Source organism: Sphingomonas sp. UYAg733 (genome assembly GCF_054057355.1).
Genome location: NZ_JBSRZE010000006.1, coordinates 111477 through 133705, shown reverse-complemented (window position 1 = coordinate 133705; position 22229 = coordinate 111477). Strand labels below are relative to the sequence as shown.

The 22229-nt window shown below is 62.2% G+C and carries 20 protein-coding genes and 1 pseudogene; 10 read left to right on the top strand and 11 right to left on the bottom strand.

Features of this window, described 5'->3' with window-relative positions; genetic code table 11:
• Nucleotides 1-53: 53 nt before the first annotated feature.
• Nucleotides 54-335 carry a hypothetical protein gene (locus ACVWZA_RS12530; RefSeq protein ID WP_457311556.1) on the bottom strand — a complete coding sequence of 94 codons (282 nt, stop codon included), beginning with the start codon at nt 333-335 and terminating at the stop codon, nt 54-56.
• Between the two features lie 229 nt (nt 336-564).
• Between ACVWZA_RS12530 and ACVWZA_RS12525 the strand changes: the two genes are divergently transcribed.
• Nucleotides 565-837 (top strand): hypothetical protein, encoded by a 273-nt coding sequence (locus ACVWZA_RS12525; RefSeq protein ID WP_457311555.1) that lies wholly within the window; start codon nt 565-567, stop codon nt 835-837.
• A 205-nt stretch (nt 838-1042) separates the two neighbouring features.
• Complete coding sequence (locus tag ACVWZA_RS12520; protein ID WP_457311554.1) at nt 1043-1765, top strand: carbonic anhydrase; 723 nt, start codon at nt 1043-1045, stop codon at nt 1763-1765.
• Nucleotides 1766-2104: 339 nt separating this feature from the next.
• On the opposite strand, the gene ACVWZA_RS12515 is transcribed toward ACVWZA_RS12520, so the two are convergent.
• From ACVWZA_RS12515 to ACVWZA_RS12500, 4 genes are all read right to left on the bottom strand, one after another.
• Entirely contained in the window at nt 2105-2686 is a 582-nt protein-coding gene (locus tag ACVWZA_RS12515; RefSeq protein ID WP_457311553.1) for a hypothetical protein, read from the bottom strand.
• On the bottom strand, nt 2683-5283 hold the full coding sequence (locus ACVWZA_RS12510; RefSeq protein WP_457311551.1) for an RHS repeat-associated core domain-containing protein: 2601 nt from the start codon (nt 5281-5283) through the stop codon (nt 2683-2685). The genes ACVWZA_RS12515 and ACVWZA_RS12510 overlap by 4 nt, the downstream gene beginning before the upstream one ends.
• The gene (locus tag ACVWZA_RS12505) at nt 5280-6791 is read right to left on the bottom strand and encodes a hypothetical protein (RefSeq protein WP_457311550.1); all 1512 of its coding nucleotides are present in this window, start codon (nt 6789-6791) and stop codon (nt 5280-5282) included. The genes ACVWZA_RS12510 and ACVWZA_RS12505 overlap by 4 nt, the downstream gene beginning before the upstream one ends.
• Before the next feature lie 330 nt (nt 6792-7121).
• Complete coding sequence (locus ACVWZA_RS12500) at nt 7122-7736, bottom strand: Ig-like domain-containing protein (RefSeq protein ID WP_457311549.1); 615 nt, start codon at nt 7734-7736, stop codon at nt 7122-7124.
• Nucleotides 7737-8076: 340 nt separating this feature from the next.
• Here ACVWZA_RS12500 and ACVWZA_RS12495 point away from each other — a divergent pair, with 340 nt between their 5' ends.
• The 4 genes from ACVWZA_RS12495 to ACVWZA_RS12480 all read left to right on the top strand — a co-directional run bounded on the left by ACVWZA_RS12495 (nt 8077) and on the right by ACVWZA_RS12480 (nt 11146).
• On the top strand, nt 8077-8544 hold the full coding sequence (locus ACVWZA_RS12495; RefSeq protein ID WP_457311548.1) for a helix-turn-helix domain-containing protein: 468 nt from the start codon (nt 8077-8079) through the stop codon (nt 8542-8544).
• The gene (locus ACVWZA_RS12490) at nt 8541-9008 is read left to right on the top strand and encodes a hypothetical protein (RefSeq protein WP_457311547.1); all 468 of its coding nucleotides are present in this window, start codon (nt 8541-8543) and stop codon (nt 9006-9008) included. The genes ACVWZA_RS12495 and ACVWZA_RS12490 overlap by 4 nt, the downstream gene beginning before the upstream one ends.
• Nucleotides 9009-9158: 150 nt before the next feature.
• The gene (locus ACVWZA_RS12485) at nt 9159-10334 is read left to right on the top strand and encodes a sensor histidine kinase (protein WP_457311546.1); all 1176 of its coding nucleotides are present in this window, start codon (nt 9159-9161) and stop codon (nt 10332-10334) included.
• Nucleotides 10331-11146 carry a LytR/AlgR family response regulator transcription factor gene (locus tag ACVWZA_RS12480; RefSeq protein ID WP_457311544.1) on the top strand — a complete coding sequence of 272 codons (816 nt, stop codon included), beginning with the start codon at nt 10331-10333 and terminating at the stop codon, nt 11144-11146. Before ACVWZA_RS12485 ends, ACVWZA_RS12480 begins: the two co-directional genes overlap by 4 nt.
• A 122-nt stretch (nt 11147-11268) precedes the next feature.
• On the opposite strand, the gene ACVWZA_RS12475 is transcribed toward ACVWZA_RS12480, so the two are convergent.
• From ACVWZA_RS12475 to ACVWZA_RS12455, 5 genes and pseudogenes are all read right to left on the bottom strand, one after another.
• Nucleotides 11269-14298: a TonB-dependent receptor domain-containing protein gene (locus ACVWZA_RS12475; RefSeq protein WP_457311543.1), complete on the bottom strand. Its 3030-nt coding sequence runs from the start codon at nt 14296-14298 to the stop codon at nt 11269-11271.
• Nucleotides 14299-14519: 221 nt separating this feature from the next.
• Nucleotides 14520-16520 (bottom strand): ATP-binding protein, encoded by a 2001-nt coding sequence (locus ACVWZA_RS12470; RefSeq protein WP_457311542.1) that lies wholly within the window; start codon nt 16518-16520, stop codon nt 14520-14522.
• Entirely contained in the window at nt 16517-17257 is a 741-nt protein-coding gene (locus ACVWZA_RS12465; protein ID WP_457311541.1) for a PAS domain-containing protein, read from the bottom strand. The genes ACVWZA_RS12470 and ACVWZA_RS12465 overlap by 4 nt, the downstream gene beginning before the upstream one ends.
• A gap of 42 nt (nt 17258-17299) precedes the next feature.
• Nucleotides 17300-17707: pseudogene (locus tag ACVWZA_RS12460) on the bottom strand (ATPase domain-containing protein); the annotation flags it as partial.
• 113 nt (nt 17708-17820) lie between these two features.
• Nucleotides 17821-18720, bottom strand: coding sequence for an HNH endonuclease (locus tag ACVWZA_RS12455; RefSeq protein ID WP_457311540.1), 900 nt, complete (start codon nt 18718-18720; stop codon nt 17821-17823).
• A 240-nt stretch (nt 18721-18960) separates the two neighbouring features.
• Between ACVWZA_RS12455 and ACVWZA_RS12450 the strand changes: the two genes are divergently transcribed.
• A complete protein-coding gene (locus ACVWZA_RS12450; RefSeq protein ID WP_457311539.1) occupies nt 18961-19644 on the top strand; it encodes a PilZ domain-containing protein in 684 nt (227 codons plus the stop codon).
• A 114-nt stretch (nt 19645-19758) separates the two neighbouring features.
• Here ACVWZA_RS12450 and ACVWZA_RS12445 read toward each other — a convergent pair whose 3' ends face one another.
• Nucleotides 19759-20322 carry a hypothetical protein gene (locus ACVWZA_RS12445; protein WP_457311538.1) on the bottom strand — a complete coding sequence of 188 codons (564 nt, stop codon included), beginning with the start codon at nt 20320-20322 and terminating at the stop codon, nt 19759-19761.
• Nucleotides 20323-20704: 382 nt separating this feature from the next.
• Here ACVWZA_RS12445 and ACVWZA_RS12440 point away from each other — a divergent pair, with 382 nt between their 5' ends.
• From ACVWZA_RS12440 to ACVWZA_RS12430, 3 genes are all read left to right on the top strand, one after another.
• The gene (locus tag ACVWZA_RS12440) at nt 20705-20848 is read left to right on the top strand and encodes a hypothetical protein (protein WP_457311537.1); all 144 of its coding nucleotides are present in this window, start codon (nt 20705-20707) and stop codon (nt 20846-20848) included.
• A gap of 128 nt (nt 20849-20976) precedes the next feature.
• Nucleotides 20977-21237, top strand: a complete 261-nt coding sequence (locus ACVWZA_RS12435) for a hypothetical protein (protein ID WP_457311536.1) — start codon at nt 20977-20979, stop codon at nt 21235-21237.
• Nucleotides 21238-21337: 100 nt separating this feature from the next.
• The gene (locus ACVWZA_RS12430; protein ID WP_457311535.1) at nt 21338-21946 is read left to right on the top strand and encodes a class I SAM-dependent methyltransferase; all 609 of its coding nucleotides are present in this window, start codon (nt 21338-21340) and stop codon (nt 21944-21946) included.
• Nucleotides 21947-22229: the final 283 nt, after the last annotated feature.

Here is a 22229-nt window from a genome sequence, read left to right as displayed (position 1 = left end):
GGAGGGACGCGGGGATATGCAAACCGGGTTGGTGCGGGTGCGGCAATGGATCGTCATGCGGTTTTCCGCACGATCGTGGCGGGTCGCAGGACCGAGCCGCCCGCGGGCGTCGCGATCGGGTTGAATCGGGCAGGGTGTTCGCGTGAAATCCGGTCGGTCCGATCGATCCGTCCGCTGTGGAATTCCCGTCGCTGCGGGATATCCTGCGGGGAAATGCTTTTTTTGGGGGTTCTGCGGGAAGCTGCGGGAAAAACTGCGGGAAAATCGGCGGTGCGGCACGGGAATTTTCGAAGCGCTTTGCGGGAAAATCGGGAACTGGCGGCGGCGGGAGTCATGGGCTTTCCAATCGGGGTTCGATCGATCGCAGGGCTGGTCGATTCAAAATGGTCGGTCGAATGGGCTTCACCCCGGGACACGCGAAGCGCGCAACGGGTAGAGCAAGCATGGCGACACCGGAGACTGATGTGAATCGTGCCGAAACGGCGCAATTATCGTGACATTGCCCAAGCTTACCCTGCGGCGAAAACTTGTTGGTAGCTAATCCGCTGCTAAGCATGTCGCCGCATGTTCAAACCATTCGCCACGACATTTCGCTGCCGGGTCTTCGGGCACCAGGGCGGCGCGCCGGTGCTCAACGAGGGCCTGTATTTCACGCGGTGCGAGCGGTGTTCGCGCGATCTCATCCGGCAACGCGGCGGGGACTGGTACGCGGTGCCGCCGGGCCTGCGCGTCGTGTGGAAGGAAGAGGGCCACCACGCGGTCGCGCCGATGGATGCGCTGAACCTCGCGCATGGCGGGCGATGGGCGCAGATGGGCAAGAAACCGCCGCGTTCGTGACGGGGGAGGCGGGCGATGTCGGCGTATCCCAAAATGTTGCACTTCAACACTGGCACCGCGTCCACCGACGCGCTGGCTTCATTGCCATGAGCGGCTCGCCTTTCCCGCAACAGCAATCTGCCAAAGCAGTGTTAGGCTTGATGAAACAGACGTACTTGCGGTAGCATGATTCCCGAGCAGTCGGTCGATCATGACGGAGAATGCGATGTCGCAGCGCTTCGGCCAACATACCTTGGCGTCTCGGCGACGCTTCTTGGGCATGTCAGCAATCGGGTGGGGTGCGCTTGCACTCGACGGGCCTGTGCTTTCTGCTCAGTCCGCCCCGCCCAAGCCGCAGAATGTCGTCACGCCGAACGGCGCGCTCGACTTGCTGCGAGCGGGCAACAAGCGATATGTCGAGGGAACGACGAGGCGCCATGACTTCGCGGGCGAACGCCAAGCGCTATCAATTGGTCAGAACCCTTATGCGGCCATCCTTGGCTGTGCGGACTCGCGTATCGCTCCCGAATTCGCCTTCGACAGTTCTCGTGGCGATCTTTTTGTGGTGCGAGTGGCCGGCAACATCGTGTCAGACGAGGGCTTGGCGAGCCTGGAATATGCGGTTGCCAATCTCGGTACGCCGCTGATCTTGGTGCTTGGGCACGAGGCCTGCGGCGCGGTCGGTGCCGCTATCAAGTCCGTGACAACGGATGAAACCCTTCCCGGGCACCTCCCTGGCCTCGTCGAGGCGCTGCGGCCCGCCGTGGAGGACGCGCAGCAGGAGAAAGGGGATCTTCTAGCAAACACCACCGCGGCCAACGTTCGTCTCACCGCAGAAAGGCTAAGCCGCTCCAGCCTGATCATCTCGGCGCTGGTGGATCAAGGTCGCCTGGCAATTCACGGCGGACTCTACCGGCTTGGCACCGGGCGTGTCGACTTCCTCGATTGAAACCCGGTTTTGTTCAGGATCAGCCTTGCCCCTTGCGATTGCGTCCATCGGGATCCCCATCCCGCCGGAGGGCAGCAGGTGGAGTTAGTCGTTTGAGTACCTTCAAGTGTAACGTCTTCCCGTCCACACATGCAATCGCGGCCTTTGACGCGATCGCTGTTACGGCTGCGCGGTGCGCGGTGTCGCCGTAGCCCAGAATGTTGCACTTCAAAATTGACACCGCCATGCGCCTGCCCTTAGTAAAGGGGTTATTGCACGTGTCACCGTAATTCCCGGGCCGAGAACCGGCCTCGATGGCTTCGGCGCAGGCTCAAGAAAAGGGACTCTGGAGCTGCTCGCCTAGTTGAATGGATCGAACACCCTCTCTCCTCCTGTAATTGAGGTTAGATCAATCACGTTTGCTCCATCGACGATCGCTGCGTAATCACGATATTGCCTTTTCAGTTCGCATTGAACCACGTCACTATTCATGATTAAAGATTCTGTGATCTCACTGTATTCGCCTTCGTTTATAGCGCGACTAGCGTAGCGATCAGCTGATTCGTATACACGACGAGCTGCAAAGGCAGCATTCTCAGCCGGGTCAGAACTTATTGTTCTAAGTGCATACACGAGTGCGGCACAGGCATCTTCCAATGCAGCACCCTCGAAACTTGGATCTTCCTCTTCGTCAGGCGAGGCGTCTAGCAACCGTTCATCAAGCAAATTAGGCACTTGATTTCCCGCCGCTAGAAATTCCCGCAGAGCAGTTTCTGCTTCCATAAGCACAGTCCGTGTGGAGTCCGGAACGGACCTCGACTCTTTTACTGTGCGCACCAATCTTGTCGCACAGAGAAACGCGAATGCCGTTGCCGAGTTAGCCGGAAGCAATGAAAGGCGAGTGCGCAGGGCCACCTCGTCGAACTTAAGATATTCGGTCACCAGATGTGCCACCAAGGTTTTGAGTTTTGGAACGTAGCGGTGGTTGGCGATGTAAGGCGACCACCGTTGCTTCGTATCTCAGCTGCGCAAGACGAGCAAATCGGTCGGCTTGCAGCAAGTGAACGCGGCGTAGCCCCAGATGCCGCGGCTTGCCTTAGAGCTGTCGCTTCTGCGTGTGCACCCGGGGCACGCGCTGCTGTCTCGCCAGGTCTCAGCGCGGCACGCTGAGCTGGGGTCAAGTCCCGACCACCACCCGCAACAATTCTGCCTTTGGCCGTATCGAGCACGGCTGTCGTCCGCCTAGTCTGCGCTACTGGGTCGAGAACAGAGTGGACTTGGGCAGCTCGCGTCGATGCGCTTACCTCGCTGGCCACAGCTCGCGCAGATGCAGCTTCTAATCCAACGAGTCCGCCACCCAGAGTGGGCGGCATTCCTCCAAGCGCCCACCCAATGTCGCCGCGTGCAAGACCTTTCCCCAGGTCCACGATATCATTGGCGACCATCTTGCCCCAGTTGACCACATCATCAACGACGCCTTCGGTCCCAGTCGGATCCCGTCCATTAACGGGATCGTTTGCGACATAAGCATAAAGATTGTTCTGATCGTCATAGCCGATCGGATCGGTCTGCAGGAACCGCCCTAAGGTGGGCGAGTAGATCCGCGCTTTATAATGGTACATGCCTAGCTCTTGCAGCCAGGCCTGACCGGTATATTGGAATCGCCCGAACAGCCCCGGTGCCGCTGTCGTGTAACCGTTGGGGATGCCATATTCGTCATAGGCGTTGATCGCGATCAGCGTGCCGGCGGCGTTGGCGGTTGATACGATCGAGCCCTGATGATCGCTCTGCAATGAGCGCCGGTCGGTGAGCGTCGCGCCCTCGTACCAGAGCAGCGGATCGTCCTCGGCCGGGCCATGGACATAGCGCCGGAGCAACGCACCGTCGGCGTTGTATTCAGCGACCAGTTCGTCGCCGTCATAGACTAACCGCGTGTCGGTCGTCGTGCTCGACACCTTGTACAACCGGCCCATCGGATCCCAGACGAGCGCGACGCCGCCGCTCCTGGTGATCAGCCGGTTCTCGACGTCATAACCAAAGACATTGCCGGCTCCGTCCGAGGTCAGGTTGCCGTTCGCATCGTAACCGAACGTCGCTGCGCCGCCCGACATATATTGGTTGAGCCCGTTGACCGCATAATTGCGGCTGATCGGGACGACCGGGTAGCCGTTGAACGCATAGGCGGTGTTTCCACGCGCCTTGCTTATCATCTGGCTCGCCGGCGAGTAACCGAACGTCGAGGTCACATCGCTTGCCGTTCCCGCCAGATCGTCAGCGATGCTCGCCAGACGCGATACCGGGTCATAACCATAGGTCGTTGCCACCCCGGCCCGGCCGCTTCCGACGCGCCGGCCCTGATTGTCATAGGCGATCGTCGCGACCGTCGTCGTGCCGTTCTCCTTGATGATGGTCGCCCGGTCGAGCCCGTCATAGTCATAGGTGAAGTAAGTCGCATCCGGGTGCGTCACCCGTATCCGCCCGCCATCGGCATTGTACTGATAGGCAAGCGTGCGCGCCGTCCCGCCCTGATCGGTCGTGATCGAGGTCAGCCGCCCGAACCCGTCATAGGCGTTGCTGAGCCCCTGCCCCGTCGCCGACCCGAACCGCGCAAAGGTCTGCTGACCACGTGCGTCATAGCCATTATAGACATCGGTCGCCGTGGCGCCGGGAATATCCTTCAGCGTCATCCGGTTCAGCGCGTCATAGCTGTAGTTGATGACGCTCGTGTCGCGCTTTCTCAGGCTCGTGCGGTTGCCGTTCGCGTCATAGCCGTACGCCTCGTAATCGGTCGCGCTGGCCGTGCCGGGAATCGTCTTGTCGGGGAGGTTCCACTGTATCTGACGGTCATGCCCATCATAGGTCATCGTCGCCTTGTTCCCGTTGGCGTCGATCATCCATGTCTGTTTGCCGTTCGGGCTATAATCATAGCTGGCATAATCCTGCTGGCGCGGCGTCGCGAACGCCTTTTGTACTTTCAGCAACTGCCCGGCATCGTCGTAGACGTTCTTCGTGATCCGGTCGGCGCCCTGCGCACCCGTCGTGCCCAGCGTGCAGGCACTCGGCGGCAGGCCGGCATAGGCGGCGGGGTTCATCCGCACCGCGGTGCATTCCACGCGGCCGGATAGATCATAGCTGTACTGCGTCAGCGAATAAGCCGTGCCGCCCGATGACAGCTTCTCACTCGTCTTGCGGTCGAGCAGGTCATAGGTCGTGTCGATCGTCTGAAAGATCTGGAAGCTGGTGTTCAGTTCCCAGTCCATGGGCGTCACCGCCTCCGACTGCCAGGCTGCAAGCTCGCCCTTCTCGACCTTGGTCAGCCGCCCGTTGGTGTCGTAGCTGTTGCGTACCGCTGCAAACTTGATCGCCCCGTCCGCATCCGGGTCTGGCGCGATCGTGCCCGTCACCCGATTGTCGACATCATAGCGTGTCGCCGATGTGAACGGCGATGCGGTGGCCTGCGCCATTGCAACCGAGGGCAGGCCGATGCCGAACAGCGCGGCCAGCCCGGCAGCCAGCACACGCGTGTTCCACCGGTTCATGAGCAGGTCGCCAAGCCGGCGCGCGGACTGGTCTCGCTGATCTTCCTGCCCCGTGCATCATAACCGTAACAGCTGCGCAGCGACACGCCCGCTGCCGTTACCACCTTGCCGCGCAACAACAGATTGTCCGCCGTGCCATTCGCGCCATATTCATAGGTTGTCACAATCTGCGGCGCGGCGGCGTCGCACACCGGCGAACTGCTGCCCGCGCTAGTCTGACACAAGGTCTCCGAATTGGGCAGCCAGATCGGTGTCGCATTCGTCACCAGCGTCCCGCCCGCGGTTTTCACATAGGCGTATTTTTGAACGTAAGTAGCAAGCTTTAGCGGCCGCGCCGCGCCGACCGACGGTGCCGGCTGCAACTCGCTGATCAGCCCCCCATGGGTCGCGTAGCTATAATCGGTCTGATTGCCCTTCGCGTCTTTTTTGAAAATCGGTTTTGCGCAAGATTGCCGACTATAGGGCGGATCACAATTATAAACATATCCGAATTCGGTCACGATGTCCGGCAACGGTGATCCCGGCTTGGCGTGAAGCGTCTGCCGGGTGACGGCCCTGCGCAAGCCATATTCCGCAGAGTATTTGTTTCCTTCCGGCAGCGTGGCTTCCATCAAGGATGTCCCGAAGCTCGTACTCCAGCCCGGCTGGGTGCTATAGTCCGCCCCGCCGCTGAATCGATATTCGGTGACCTTGCCGTTTGCGTCGATGGCAGAAAAGGGCGAGCTCTGTGCGAAACTATATTGGCTCACCTTCAACGCAGGATCGGTCACCGTCGCCGATGTCCCAGGCTCCACCTCGGCATATGCCTCGGGATCACGCGCTTTCAGATAGTCGCCGGAATAAGTGAATTGCCAGACAGCGCCGTCAGCCAGCGTTTGCCGGGTTACCTGCCATGCATGGAGCGGGCTGCCATAGGTGTTGGCAATCTTGCAACTGCTATAGCCAGGCGGCTGGACGCACGAAATCTCGTTGCGGTCATAACTATAGGTGGTGAGGTTGAGGCGCGCGTCTGTCACAGTTGTCAGCTTCGCTGGCGAGCCTGAATAACCATAGCTGACCTTGAGCGCGGCGCCGCTGCAAGACGACGAGACCGACACATAGCTGACAGCAAGATTATATCCACACGCCGCGGATGTGTAGCCGTTCGCCCCATAATCGAAGACGATCCCATAACCGGAGCTATCGATCACCGCCTTGAGCTGGTTGGAGCCATTATAGAGGAAGTCCTGACGTCGACCGTCGGCGAACACGATATTCGCAACCCGTTTCGCATTTCCTGCCCCGGCAGCCGGCACCGTCGTACTAAATGTATAAGCCGCCCCCGCCCGATCAGTATAGACATAGGCACCGGACGCGTCGCGCTCCAGCTCTCCGGAAAGACTGTCGTCATTTGATGCCAGATCACAACGTAAGGCGGCAGTGATTCGTAAAATGTCCCGCTGGCGCTCAGTCCCAGATGAATGATTGGTTTGTTGTAAGTCTGGCATGTTCCGGGGCCGCCACTGCAATCGGTCCGGTGATTTGGAGAGATATAAATATCGAAATTATGGCTCATCCGCGGCCCGAACAGCGGCGTATTGGGATCACGACGTCCGCCAATATGAAATCGCTCGAGGGTCAGGCCGCCGATTGACAGGTCACTATCCGAAAATGTGAAAGAACCATCAGCAAGTGAGACTCCCCCCGGAGTCATAGTGTATTGCTTGGGAGGAATCACATCCTGAGCGCTCGCCAGACTGGTATTCGCGACCATGCCGGCCACAAACATTGTCACAAATTTCTTGGCGTTATGTATCACAGCGTACCTATAAGATGTGCATAAGGAAACTGACCCGAAATCATTCCAGCGGCGGTTCCCTACAATTGGTATTACCGGTCACCGTTACCGCCAGAGCACCGATGGATGTAGCACCCAAGCTGTCCGAAACGACGTAATTGAATGAAAAACTTCCAGCTTGAGATGCCGCAATCTGCATGGATGTAGAGTTGACTGAATAAATCCAGACCACATTCGGATCATTGCTTGTCGCGCTTACAAGAGAGAGCGGAACATTGTTGTCGGGATCATAGTCATTGGCTAGCAAATCCACGGTTCGTATCAGTGAGCAATGGAATGATGTGGTGTCCGAGACTGCTACTGGAGCGACGTTGGTCGGAGTTGGGGTCGGGGTCGGCGTTGGTGTTGGTGTTGGTGTTGGTGTTGGTGTTGGTGTCGCGCCAGGGCATAGGGCCGGCACCGATGTCGCAACGTCGTAGCGCACCCGGTTGCCCGCCGGGTCGAAACATGTCGCCGTCTGCCGACCATTGTTCGTGCCGCCGCTGATCGTGCTGCCGGTCAGCCGACCGAGTTCGTCATAGCTATAGGTCGTCGTTTCCTGCGCCAGCGCGCCGACCGCGCCGCCGACCAGAGTCAGGCCGGCAATGCCCGCCAATAGCTTGTATTTCCGCTGCATTCAGGACCCCCGCCCCACTGGATCGGCTCCACTGGCAGGGGCCAATATATGGCCATGCGGCGATGGCGCCACCCATGTTCTGCGTAAATCGCATCCTAACTGAATGTATTACGGTCTTCCTCCTCGCTTACCGACGCCGACCCGCCCCTGACTCTCCGCCGTCGCGCCGGTTTCAGCGCAGGAAACAGGCCGTCCACATAACCCACTCACCCGCAGCAAACAGCCGTTCACCCAAAACCGCGCAGCTTGGCCCGCCGCGTGGCGGCATTGGGCCGCTATGACCTTGGACTCTTCACCGGCGCGAAGCCTTGTGGCGGCGCATCGGCTTTGGAGGGGTCCCTTGGCATCATCGGCGTTTTTCGGGGAGCGGGCGGATGAACGCGCGGTTGGGCGCTGGCGGCCGGTGTTCGACCGTCCCATGGCGATCGCGCGGCGCGGTGCGCTGACCATGATGGGCGACCCGATCGAGATCCTGCGTCACGGCGTGCTGCTGACCCTGTCGCCGACCGAGGCGGCGTTGATCGCGCTGCTGGTGCGGCGCGGCCGCGCGGCGCAAGCGGAGATTGCCGCACTGCTCCACGGGGTCGGCGCCAATGCCGCTTGTCTGTCGGTCAATATCTTCCGCATCCGGCGCAAGTTCGCCGCCGCCGGCGCGCCCGATCCGATCGAGGTATTGCGCGGCTGGGGGTTGCGACTGCGGGTCGAGCCCGATGCCAGGGGATCGACATCGTTATGGATCGGCGGGTCGGGCGATATGGCGATGGAGATGAGCACGGGGAGAATGATCATGGGGGGAATGGAGTCATGACGCACGGACGGTCACGCGCGGTGGTAGCGGCAACGCTGGCGTGCGGGACGCTCGACATCCTCAGCGCGTTCGTGTTCGCCGGGATCAAGGGTACCACGCCGGTGCAAGTGCTGCACAGCGTCGCGTCGGGGCCGTTCGGCAATGCCATGCGCGATGCCGGCCTGACCGGCGCGGCGATCGGCCTGCTGGTCCATTTCGCGATCATGGCGGTGATGGTTGCCGTGTTCGTCCTTGCGGCAAGCCGGTTCAGCCCGATTCGCGCAAGACCCGTGCTGGCCGGCATCCTTTATGGCCTGTTGCTCTATGGCGTGATGTACTGGATCGTGATCCCGCTGCGCTGGGGCAATTTCCCGCGCATCGCGCCATGGCCGATCGGCACCGCGTTGTTCGCGCACATCGTGTGCGTCGGCATTCCGATGGCGCTGGTCACGCTGCGTTATCTCAGGGCGAGCGATCGCCGCTGAGAGCGCTTTTGAAAATTCGCGAAAGAGCGAATTTCAGAGGCGGTACCGCCAAGTGCGCATGCAGACGCATTTCCAAACATACCCTGAGCAAGCATCGCGCCCAACGTCGCTTTGCTGCGGGTGAGCGTCGGTCGACACAAAGGCGCTGATTTGCGACACACGGGCGCGATGGATGGGCTGAACCCGGATCATGGGCGTGAGCCCTTCTATGTCGAGGAATCGACCTTACAGCGCGGCCGCGTCCAGACCGCGCCGGAGATCCGCGCCAAGATCAGCCTGACACTGGCGATGTGGGGCGCGAGTTTTGCCATCGTCACCATCGGCAGCGTGCTCGATGGCGGATCACGGCCGATCGCCTATGCCGGGGTGCGCGCGTTCGTCGTGCTGGTCGGGGTCGCATTATGTTATGGCCTGCACCGTTTGTTGCGGCGTCTGGCGCACCGCCCGTTCCGTACCCGCGCGCTGATCCTTTCGCTGACCGCCGCGGTGACCGCGGAAAGCTATGCCTGGTTCACCTATTTCTGCTTCACCATGTTGCGCGGCAAGACTTTCCACCTCGCCATCGCCGACTGGACCAGCGCCTTTTCCACGCTGCAGTTATGGACCTGGTTCTTTATCGCCTGGACCGGCCTGTACCTGGCGATCGAATACAGCTTCGATGCCAGGGACGAGGCGCAGCGATCGGCCGAGCTGCGCAACCTGGCGCACAATGCCAAGCTGCGCGCGCTGTCCAACCAGATCAACCCGCACTTCCTGTTCAACAGCCTCAATTCGATCTCATCGCTGATCCTCGACGGCAAGAGCGCGGATGCCGAACGCATGCTGACCGGCCTGGCGACCTTTTTCCGTTCGACCCTGTCGATCGATCCGCTGATCGATGTCGCGCTGGCGCAGGAATTCGACCTGCACCGCCGTTATCTCGCGATCGAACAGATGCGTTATCCCGACCTGGCGGTGACTTTCATCCTGCCCGACGATCTCGCAGCCGCCGCGGTCCCTGCGCTGATCCTGCAACCGCTGGTCGAGAACGCGATCAAGCATGGCGTCGCGCGGTCCTCGCCGCCGACCGCGATCCGTATCGTCGCGCGGCGCGAGGGTGACGGCCTCGCGATCAGCGTCGCCAATAGCGGCAGCGTCAATGCCCTAGGTTTCGATGACGGGCGGTTCGATGGCGTGCTGGCGGAGGCGCAGAGCCATGGCATCGGCCTTGCCAATGTACGCGAGCGCCTGGCCGAACATTATGGCACGGCGCAGAGCCTGACCGTCTCGCCCGGCACCGACCGGTTCGAGGTGACGATCGTCATGCCGATCGGCTTCGTCCGATGACCGAGTTCGGCATCGTCACGGTCGATGACGAGCCGCTTGCGCTGCGCCGGCTGGAGATCGTGCTGCGCGGCGTGCCCGGTGCACGGTTGATCGGGTCAGCCGGCAGCTGCGACGCGGCGGTCGCGCTGATCGCGGAGCGGCGACCGGACATCGTGCTGCTGGATATCCGCCTGCGCGACGGCACCGGGTTCGACATCCTCGACCGCTTGCCGAAGGACGTGACGCCGGCGGTGATCTTCATCACCGCGTTCGACCATTTCGCGATCCGCGCGTTTGAGGTGTCGGCGGTCGATTATGTCCTGAAACCGATCGACCCGGCGCGCCTTGCCGAAGCGATCGGGCGCGCCCGAGCGCGGTTGCTCGCCGATACTTCGGTCGGCCAGGTGCAGGAAATGCGCGCGATCATCAGCGACCTGCGCGCCGAGTTCCACGACAAGGCTCGGTCGCCCTATGAAACCGAATTGTGGATCCGCGGGGTGACCGGCAATTTGATGCGGGTCTCGCTCGACCTGATCGACTGGGTGAGCAGCGAGGACGATTATGTCCGGCTGCACACCGGCACGACATCGCACCTTTTGCGCCTGTCGATCCGCGCGTTCGAGGCGCGGGTCGATCCCGCGCAGTTCGTGCGCGTGCACCGCGCAGCGCTGGTCCGCGTGTCGCGCATCGCCGAGATCCGGCGCACCCCGACGGGACGGCGCGACGTGGTCCTGATCGACGGGACGCGCATCGCCACCGGCCGGGTCTATGCAAAGCGGTTGCGCGTATATTTGCTCGAGCGCGACGATCCTGTGCTGTCCGACATCGGCTAAAACTGGGCGCTGGCCCACATGGCGATCGATGAAAAAAGGGGCGGGCGTCCTGCGACGCCCACCCCTTTTTCACGTCATGTCGATTGTCGCCCGGTACGGCAGCGCCGCACCGGGCGTTCCGGTCAGAAGTTGAACTTCGCGCCGGCGCGGAACTGGCGCCCGAGGACACCGTTGCCGCCCTGCACCGCATTATAGAGCGACGCGCCATAGGTCACGACGTCGAGCGGTGGCAGATCGCCAAGCAGGTTCATGACGTTTACGTAGAATGTGAACTTGTCGTTGACCTTGATGCTGCCGACCGCATCGATCGTGATGTAGCGGGCAACGTCGCACGGCACATAACGCGGGTTAGGCGCGAAGTCGCAACTGCCCGAAGTGCCGGCGCCGTTCTGGTCTTCGGCGGACAGGTTATATCCACCGAAATAATTCACCGTTGCCGACACGGTGAAGGGATCGGCCTGAAGCGTGTTCCGCCAGCTGCCGTGCCAGCGTGGGGTACCCGAACCGGCGGTCAGGTTGAAGTTGCCGAGCGTGCCTTCATAGGATTCGGTGGACCCGTCCGGGAAGGTCGTGCTGAGATCGATGATGTAACTTGCCTCCAGCGAGCTGGTCAGGCGGAAATTCTCGCCAAATTTGAACGACCCGTTGATCGCGACGTCGATGCCCTCGGAGCGGATCGTATCCGAATTGATGAGCTGCGACTGAACGAAGGCGATGCGCGGGATTCCGTTAACGCCAGGCAATGGCGCATCGGGGATGATCGTGAAGTTGCCCGGAATCGGCTGACCGAGATAATAGGCGGCAATCGCGTCCGCGTTGGCCGGCGTGGTGATCGCACCGGTCTTCTTGATGTTGTAATAATCGACTATGATGCTGAAGTTGCGGATCGGTTCGAAGACCACGCCGCCAGTGAAGCTGCGCGACTTTTCCGGCTTCAGGTCAGGACTCGCCAAGGTGGTGAGACCGACGCTCGCGGCCCTGAGATAGGCCGGGCAATCGGTCGGCGTCGCATTGGTGCAGCCATAAGGTGCCAGGAACGAGTTGGGCAGCCCGGCGATCGAGACGGGGACGAAACCGGTGGTCGGCAGCGCGTTGGCCTCAGCGAAACTCGGAATGCGGAAGCCGCGCGAATAGGTGGCACGAAGTGCGAGTTGTTTGACCGGCGTGAATTTCGCGCCGATCTTTGGCGAGAAGGCGCTCTGACCGCTCGAATATTTATCGTAGCGACCCGACAAATTGACCTCGAACTGGTCGACGATCGGCGCGTTCAATTCGCCAAACACCGAGGACACGGTGCGGTTGCCCGACGTACCGAACGCATTGAGCCTGAAGTAGCGTTGCGTTGGCCCATTATAGTCGGGATTGGCGCTGGGCGCGTCGATCGCCTCGTAGCGGATCGAGGCGCCGAGGCCGAGCTGCAGCGGTCCGCCCGGCAGATCGAACAGCGACTTGCCGAGCGTGAATTGTGCCTGATACATATCCGATGTGGCGTCGGTGATGTTCACAGGCGTCAGGTAATCGCGAATCGCCTGGCTGTTGAGCTGTGGGTTGACGAAGTTGAAGCTGCCATCGGCGATCACGTCGAGCAGATTCTGGATATAGACATAGCCGTCGGTCGTACGGCGGAAGTCGGTGTGCATCGCAGTGGCATCGACCTTGTAATCCCAGTCTCCGAAAACCCTGCCCGTGATGCCGGCGGCGACACGATACACACGGCTGCGCGTCTTGTTGTTTTCGATGTCATCGCCCAGGCGCCCGCTGAGCTGCGCGACCTGGCCGAGCGCAGCGAACGGATTGTTGGGGTTGAGCCGGCCGTTCGCCGCAGTGCAATTTACCCGCGCCGCGCAAACATAGATCGGCAAGGTGAGGATGCCCGAGCCCGCCGCGTTGGCGGGGCTGTTTCCCGAGGTCGAGAAGCGCGGGTAGCGAATCCCGGGTGGCGCGTTGGCGCGGATCGTTCCCGGCAGGTTGGTGAAGGCGCTCGAGCTCTGCTGGAAATTGAACAGGATATAGGCTTCGGCGCTGTCGCCGACCTTGGCGGTAAAGCGCGCCGATCCGCCGAACCGTTCGAGGCTCGGGGTGACCTGGCCATAAAGATTGTTCTGATCCTCCTGGCAGGCGATCAGCGGGTTATTGGCGTTCGCCGCCAGCTCCGCAGCGGTCAGGGTATGGGACGGTCCATAAAGGCACCCGCGCGCGGGATTGAGAATCTGCGCCCGCCCCAGCGCCGTCGTCGGGTCGGTCGAGTTAAAAGGCTGGACAAAAAAGTCGCTGGTGGCCCCGATCCGGGCGGGAAACACACCGGCTGCGTTTGGCCCGTTGAGGATATTGTTAGGGCCGCATACCGTGCCCATACAGATCCCGCGCTGATCGTCCGAATTGAACGGTGCCGGCAGGTCGCGATTATAGACCGCCTCGCTGCGCACATAGAAGCCGCTGATATAGGCGTTGAAGCCTTTCTCATCGAGATCGCCGATACCGGCGGTGAGCGTCAGGCGCTGGTTGGCCGCATTGCCGTTTTCCGACACACCGGCTTCGACGCGGCCGCCGACGCCATTGAACTGACGCTTGGTGATGATGTTGACGACGCCGGCGATGGCGTCCGCGCCATAGCTCGACGAGGCGCCGTCGCGCAGCACTTCGATCCGTTCGACGATGTCGTCGGGAATCGTATTGAGATCGACGAAATTGCGCGTGCCGTCATCCGACAGCGGGAAATAGGCGGCGCGCAGCCCATCAAACAGGACCAGGGTTGAGCTGGTCGACAGGCCGCGCAGCGAGACGGCCGATGCGCCGCCGGCGAAAGCGCCATTGGCGGTGAACGAATTGGTCAGCGCCGGGCCATTGTTCGACGCGAGCTGCTGGATTGCCTCCTGCACCGTGTTGATACCGCGCTGGTCGAGCGTTTCGGCTGACAAGACCGTTACCGGGGATGGTGTCTGGGTGCTGGTCTGGCGCAGGATCGAGCCCGTCACGATGATGTCGGGACCGGTGTCGGATGCGGCTTCCTCCGGTGGCGTGGGCTCGGCTGCCGGAGCGGCCTGATCCGGGACTGCGGCGCCCTGGGCCGCATCCTGGGCGAGCGCCGGGGTGGCGGCACCCATCAAAAGCAATGTGGTGGCAAGCAATCGCGCACGGATACTGATAGTCATGAAGTGCCCCTTTTTTTGGTTATGGGGCGACTGAGTGGGGCGCGGCGCGCGCGATCCAATGCCGGCGCGGCCCAGCGCCGCGAATTAGCCGCCGAGTGTTTCGGCGTGTCACGATCGACATCGGGCGGTCGGATAATGCCGTTTACGAAAACCATGGGTCGCCAGAGCGGGCCGAACGTCGTTCTATATCGGTCGAACGCCAGTCCAGGCGATGCGGCCCTTTATCCGATCAGTTCGCGAATCCGCCCGCCTAGCGCATCCATCGCGAATGGCTTGGTCAGGATGTGCATTCCAGGATCGAGATGGCCGTTGCCGATCACCGCATTTTCGGCATAACCGGTGATGAACAGGATCTTGAGGTCGGGCCGGTGGATGCGCGCGGCGTCGGCAAGCTGGCGCCCGTTCATGCCCTTGGGCAGGCCGACATCGGTGATCAGCAGATCGATGCGCGCGGACGATTCAAGAATGGCGAGGCCGGCCGGGCCATCGCCCGCCTCCAGCGCGTGATAACCATGTTCGGCCAGCACATCGGTGATCAGCATGCGCACCGCGGCTTCGTCGTCGACCACCAGCACGGTTTCGCCGCTGGCGGTGGGCAGCCGTTCCGTGCTGGCCGTTTCGGCTTCAGCGCCGTCGTCTGGCCCATTTGCGCGCGGGAAATACAGGCACATCGTCGTACCCTGCCCCAGTTCGGAATAGATCCGCACCTGGCCACCCGACTGGCGCACGAAACCATAGATCATCGACAGGCCGAGCCCCGTCCCCTCACCCAGCGGTTTTGTGGTGAAGAACGGATCGAAGGCGCGCTCGATCGTCGCCGCGTCCATGCCCGATCCCGTGTCGGTGACGCACAGCGTGACATATTGGCCGGGCGGCAGATCCCTGTCCTGCGCCGATTTGCGATCGAGCCATGTGTTCGCCGTCTCAATCGTGATGCGCCCTTCCCCCGCCATCGCGTCGCGCGCGTTGATGCACAGGTTGAGCAGCGCGTTTTCAAGCTGGTTGGGATCGAGCAGGGTCGTCCACAGGCCGCCCGCGCCAACCGTTTCGAGCTCGATCGTCGGGCCGACCGAACGGCGCAGCAGATCGTCCATCCCGGCGATCAGACGGTTGATCGAGATCGGCCGTGGATCGAGCGTCTGGCGGCGCGAAAAGGCGAGCAGCCGGTGAGTCAGCGCGGCCGCGCGGCGCGCGGCCTGTTGCGCGACATCGACATAGCGTGGAATTTCGGACGAGCGCCCCTGCGCGACGCGCACCTGCATCAGTTCGAGGCTGCCCGAAATGGCGGTGAGCAGATTATTGAAGTCGTGTGCTATCCCACCGGTAAGCTGGCCGACCGCCTCCATCTTCTGCGCCTGGCGGAGCTGTTCCTGCGTGCCTTCGAGCTGGATCTGCGCCTCCTTTTCCGCGGAGATGTGCCGGCCACTGGCATAGACCCGCCCCTCTCCGGACGAGGCGACCCAGGAAACCCAGCGATACGACCCGTCCTTGTGGCGCACGCGATTCTCGTACTGACGCAGCATGCCGGCTTGCGCACGGCGATAAGCCGCATCGCCCGAGACCTGATCGTCGGGATGGCTGAAGGCGAGGCGATCGCGCCCGACGACCTCGTCCGGCTGCCAGCCGAGGATCGTCGTCCAGGCAGGGTTCGCCGCGATGATCCGGCCATCGGCGACCACGGCGAGCAGGTCCTGCGAATTCTGCCAGGTGCGATCGCGTTCGCGGGTGCGCTCCTCCACCTGGCGTTCGAGCGTCGCGGCGAGATCGGCGAGCGATTGTTCGGCATGGCGGCGCTCGATCTCGGCCTGGGTGCGATATGCCACGTCGCGCACAAAGGCGAGGTCGTCGGCCGGCCAGTCATGCACCTGACCATGGTTGAGGAAGAGCAACGCAACCAGGGCGCCCTTGTCTACGATCGGCATGTTGAGCACGGCGCGGGCGGTGATCGCCTCTAGCGCGGCGGCGCCGTCACGCGTGCGCGGATCCTGTCGCGCGTCGGCGATCGTCACCGTGTCACCGCGCTTCAGATCCTCGATATACGACCCATAGTCGCGGAACGAGAGAACCCCCGCGAGGCTTATGACGCCCGGCCGGTTCCAATCGCGATCGATCGTGATCGTCTCTCGCAGCGGATCGATCACGCCATAGCCGGCACGATCGACGCCCAGCGTCTCGCCGAGAATGCGCGCGGCGAGCATCGACATGTCCGCCGCGTCGGTCATCTGGCGCAGCCCGTCGCCAAGCGCGAGCAAAGCCGCCTTTCGTCCGGCCAGCGGCAGCGATATTCGACATCATAGTCCTTGCCGATATCGAGCGAGTGCTGCACCGCGCGCCGCATTCCAGCGCGGTCGTCGTCATGGATGCTGGCGAGCAGATCCTCATAGCTGAACGCGTCATCGGCACCGCGGCCGAAATGCGTCTTGCAATGGTCATCCGGGATCAACGTAAGGGTCGGCACGTCGATCGTCCACGCGCCGAGCCCGCCGGCGGCGAGCGCCATTTCCAGCCCCTCGCGCCCGGCGCGGATATCGTCGAGCCGGGCGCGTGCCTCATATTGACGCAGCCGCGCGCGCAGCGCCGAGCGCGCGAGGCTGATCAGCGTCGTGGGATGGAAGGGCCGTTCGAGGAAAATGACGTTACCGAGCGTGTCGAGGAAGCGTTCCGCACCCGGATTGTGTTCGAGCCTGCCACCACGTTCGGTGAGCAGGATGAAGGGGAAGTCGGACCATTCAGCCTGTTCCGCCAGGAAACCGGCAAGGTCGTGCAGATCGGCACCGCGCAATGCCTCTTCGGTCACGATCGCGAGCCCCGCACCGCCGCGCAATCCCGCGACCAGCGCCGGCAAATCGGTCACCGCCTGTGCGGCCAACCCGGCCTCGCTGAGCATCGCACAGGCCGCGCCGTCATTGCGACCCCGTGGCGCGAGGATGATCGCGCATTCTGCAAAAGTACAATTCAACGCGCGATCAAGCCTTTGTTGCGTTCAACAACCCTGCGCCGCCTACCACCGGTTCGAGAACGTCCGAAACACGCCCTGAAATTGCGCCAATGGCTCACCCCGGGTGATGCCGTCGGCGCCGATCATGAACGCGCGGATCCTGTCCTTGGTGGAACGCGGTCCGCATCTTAACGACCGAGATTGCCATTCGGGCGCGTCCCATTGCCTCGAATTATCTCAGTAGCGCGACGTGTCGGCGAGATCGGTCACATCGGCCGGCGATTTCATGTCGCTGACCAGGCCATGCTGTGCGACCGCCAGGAAAGTCATCACGCCCTGACGCTTCAGATATCGCAGCAATTCGTGCATGTGCAGGGACAGCGCATGGTCCTCCGGCATCGCCGCCTGATACCCGTTGAGGTTGTCGATCATGACGGTGCGCGCCCAATTCTTTTCGACACAGTTGCGCATGCCAGTGGTTCCCATTGATGCGCGTCAACCCGGCCCGGCCGCATGAAAACACATCTCCGTGCGAAATGGCATGATCCAGCGCGGCGAGCGTCCCGTTGCGCCGGCGTTTCAGGTCAGTGTTTGAAACAATGGTCGCGATGCCATTGCAGAAAGTGCGGATGCGGACGATCCATCGCTCGGAGCGGCGGGAGCGCGCGGCCGGTGCGGTTGATCATCGCGCGCACGCTGTCTGCATCATTGGTCTGGCGCGAGACGAGGATATCGAGATCGTCGGACAAGCTGATCAGGCCGCGATCGAACATCCAGTGCACGGTACCCGATAGCGCCAGGCCGTTGCTGACGATGTCGGGGCCGTTGGCCTCGACCGGGCGAATATGCGCTGCCTCCGCCTCAGCGCGGCCACCGCCATTGATCAGACGCAGGCCGGTGATCGCGCAACGCTCACCATAGGCACGCAGCACGATTTTTCGGAACACGCGGTCGCGGACGACCCGGGTGCTGTAGAATGCGACGCGTTCGCGCTCCTGATCATCATAGCTGAACGACGCACGCTCCTCCCGTAACGACGATGCGTCAGGCGCATCGATCCGGGGCAGCAGTTCGTGCCCATCGGCAAAACCGAGATCGATGATGCGGTTGAAGTCCTGGGGTGAAATCGGTCGCACCGCCGCTTGAGCCCGGCCGGAAAGCCGCTGTTCGGCGTTGAGCAGCCCTAATTCATGGTGACCGTCCGGACCTTTGAAGGCCACCGGATTGGCGAACTCCAGATAGCTGCCGGGCTCGATCACCGCGATGTACATTTTCGGAATCATCGGATCGGGGATGATCCGCTGCACGCGCGCCATCGCGAAATAGCCGCGAGAGGCCTTTACCTTCACGGGCTCGTAATAGAGGATCCAATTACCAGCACATGATTCTGCGCGGCCGAGATAAGGCGCGGGGAATTGATATTGTTCGGCCGGACTGTCGGCATAAATCGAGTCTTCGCGGTGGACAAAGACGCCTAGCGACAAGGGATCGAACTCCTGACCAACTGGTCCCGGTGATATCGTCGGTGGCGCGATGTGGAAGCGTTTTCTGCGTTGCCGTGGCGACATTCGCCAGACCGGATTTCGCAAGATCGACACGGCGCGTCGATAATAAAGACCGAATCGGCACAATCCTCTGTCTTCGTGCGTTGCGTTGGGCGATGGTGGGGAGGTAAGCGGATCTGCCGCTCCCCCAACCTGCCCGGTCAAGGATTAGTGGACGAAATGCCAGGCGGAGACGCGCCAACCAACCCCGACGCCGAACAAGCGCCACCGGTCCGTGCACCGCGCCGCAACCTGTTGCTGGCCGCGACGATCGACGCGCCGGGCCTGCACGCGCCGGTACGCATCCGCAATCTGTCAGAGAGCGGTGCGATGCTGGAGGGCGCGGTGTTTCCGGGTATCGGCGAGACCTTCACGCTGCGCCGCGCCGAGTTGAGCATCACGGCGACAATTGTCTGGCGCGCCGGGTCGCGCTGTGGCGTCAGGCTGGACGGGGTCGCCACGGTTGCCGACTGGGTCGCGGGCAAATCGACCGAGCCGGGCAGCCAGGCGCGCGACCAGCATTATGTCGATCGGGTCCAGGCCGCGGTGCGTGCCGGCATCGCTTTTCCCGACACGCAGCAGCGGCCCGCGCCGGCAGCGAAGGTGGACGGGTCGGACCTAACCGCCCGGCTCGCGCAGGAGCTGGCCTATGTCAAACGCTTGCTGGAAGCGGTCGGCGACACGCTGACGGATGACGGCCTGATCGTGCAGAAACATTCCAGATCGCTGCAGGATTTCGACCTGGCTTGCCAGATTCTCGGGCATCTTGCGGCGATCCTGGCGGCGCCCGACCCGGGCGCGGCGGTGGATGCGGTCGCCCTGCAGGATTTGCGCGCACGGCTGCTGCGCGGGGCTATTTTCTAGCTTGGTTCTCCTGCCCCGAAGCACCAAGGCGCCTCCGCACCCGAGCAGGAGATCGTTACATTAAATACGTGACGTCACCGCGACCCCAACGGAAGCCCGTTATTGAATCTGGGCTTAGTCAGGCATCGCTACCGGCAGAGCAGCTCGAGTGAAGGCTTTCATCTCGCGCCCCTGCGGAAAGACTGCACTCCGGCCAGTTACGAATGCCGCAAATGGGCCAGCGGCTACCGCCGCGCCAACAGTCGCGCCGGTGTTGCCTTCACCCTCTTGGCGATAATGGCCCGTAACCGGGACGCTAACCCCCTTCATCTCCACGGAGGTCAGGTCGATTTCCATCTTGGCCGACTTGCCGAACGCGCCTTTGCCAGTTCGATACGCTACAATCCCGCGCGCCGGCGTGCCCCGAGGGATAACGATGAAGTTGCCGATCATCACATCCTGCGCCACCGAAAGGTTGAACGTATCGCCTTCCCTGGCGCGCTTGGACGTCAATTCCTGATCGAGCCGCAGCACAATTTCGCTATTCGGCGGGAGCATCGCCCCAGCTACGGTGACCTCAGGTCGTGCGACAGCCACGATTCCTGCCGGCCTCGTAGCCACCGCAGGAGTAACCTCCTGAGCCATGGCAGATGGCACGACGGTCATAGCCGCAAAAGCAGCAGCAAGAACGATTCTCATTTCAGTTATCCCCCCGGATTCGTTTCAAATTCGTGCTGAGCCGATCGCGGACGACAAGTCAAGTGCGGTCGGGGGCTCTTTATAACTAGCAAACTCGATGAAGAGATCGGCTGCACTGCTGGCATAGTCGCAATCGCTTCGCGCCGATCGCCACGGCGCCCGCGCCGACACCGGCCGCCGCCAAGCGGTGACCCGTGCGGGCCGAGTCTGCCGGCCTTCCGCCGGCGGCTCGGCCCGGTCGATCGCGCCCGGTACTCAGGCCGCCGCAGCGCGGCTTCGACCGGCCCCGCTGTGCGGGCCGGTCGGCGCATGACGTCAGCATCACCAGCATTCCCGCCTATATGCGCTCACGCAATCTTCCCGATGCCATCGGAGGTTTCGTATGCGTACTGAGTTGGGCTATTTGATTTTGATCCTGTTGCTGGTGGCGCTGGCGGCCGCCTCGTTCGGCGCGCGCGCCTGGTCGTCGCGGCGGGAGCGGTCGTTCCGGTATGAATTCGGCAGGCGCGACGAGCGCAAGCGCTAGACTCCAGTTCCGGTTTGGACGACCCGCGGCGGCGCTTGCCGGAACTGCCGCGATCCTGGCGTAGATCGTCGGGGCGCGGGGCCTGGGCTATTATCCCGTGCAACTACGTCATGTGATCGGCGCTGGCGATGGCCGTGCTGGCCTTTGCCGGGGTGGCGCGGCCGGCAAAATGGGCCGCGTCGATTTCCTATGGCGTCTATGTCCTGCATTACCCGATCCTGTTGCAGACCGGCCTGGCGTTTTCGCTGCGCGGGTTGCTGATCGGCACAGTCGCGCTGATCGCGCTGGCATGGCTGACCGACAACCGGATGAACCGGCTCATGCAAAGATGGGCGCGTGGATCCGCGCGCGACACCGGGTCGCCCTTATCTCGATTTAACCGAACGTGATCCCGCCGGTAGCGGCACTTGAAAAGTCGAACGCGATGGTGCGGGCGGACTTGAATCGCAGGAACGGAGATGGCAACTTCCGCGAGAGGGGATTTTGCGCGTGAAGACTGAAGACTATGGTTGGACGGATGCGGTTTCGCACTGCAATTCCTATATCAACCGGACCGTGCTCGAAGCGGCGAGAAAGGCCAACGCGCAGTCGATACTGGATGTCGGATGCGGCAATGGAACGCTGGTCGCCGACTTGGCGCGGGCCGGGTTTTCGGTGTCCGGGATGGACGGCGACGAAGGCGGTATCGAGGTAGCGCGGCGCAAATACCCCGAATTATCTTTCGACGTCGGCCGGTTCGAAAATGCGCCCGATCGGCAATATGACTTCGTCGTGTCGACCGAAGTGGTCGAGCATCTGTATTCGCCGCAGCAATTGGTCCGATACTGTTTCGATGCGCTTGAACCGCATGGGACATTGGTGATCAGCACGCCGTATCACGGATATTTGAAGAACGCAGCGGTCGCGCTGGCGGGAAAGTGGGACCATCATCACCACCCATTGCACGAGGGTGGCCATGTCAAATTCTTCAGTCGCGAAACATTGACCAAATTGCTGGAGGACGGCGGTTTCGTCGTGAAGGACTTTACCGGCGTCGGCCGCCTGCCGCTGCTTTGGAAGAGCATGATCCTGACCGCCAAGAAGCGCTGGCAGGCTTAAGATCCGCTTGGAAATGCGCCTGCGGGCGCATTGGCGGTACCAGACGGACCCCGGCGACTGATCGAAAATGCGGCGGCGGATCAGAAGAGGCCGGCGAATTTCGGGCGCGCGTTCCTGACGGCTTGGGCGTCGCGCGCTTCGCAGCGGCCGATGATGCCGACCGCATCGACATAACGCCCGTTTGCCACCTCGAGCTGCCCGGTCTGTTCGACAAAGCCGGATTGCCAGGGCCGCGCGTCGTCATGACCATCGGCCAGCTTTGCACTTTGCGGGCGCGCCGCCG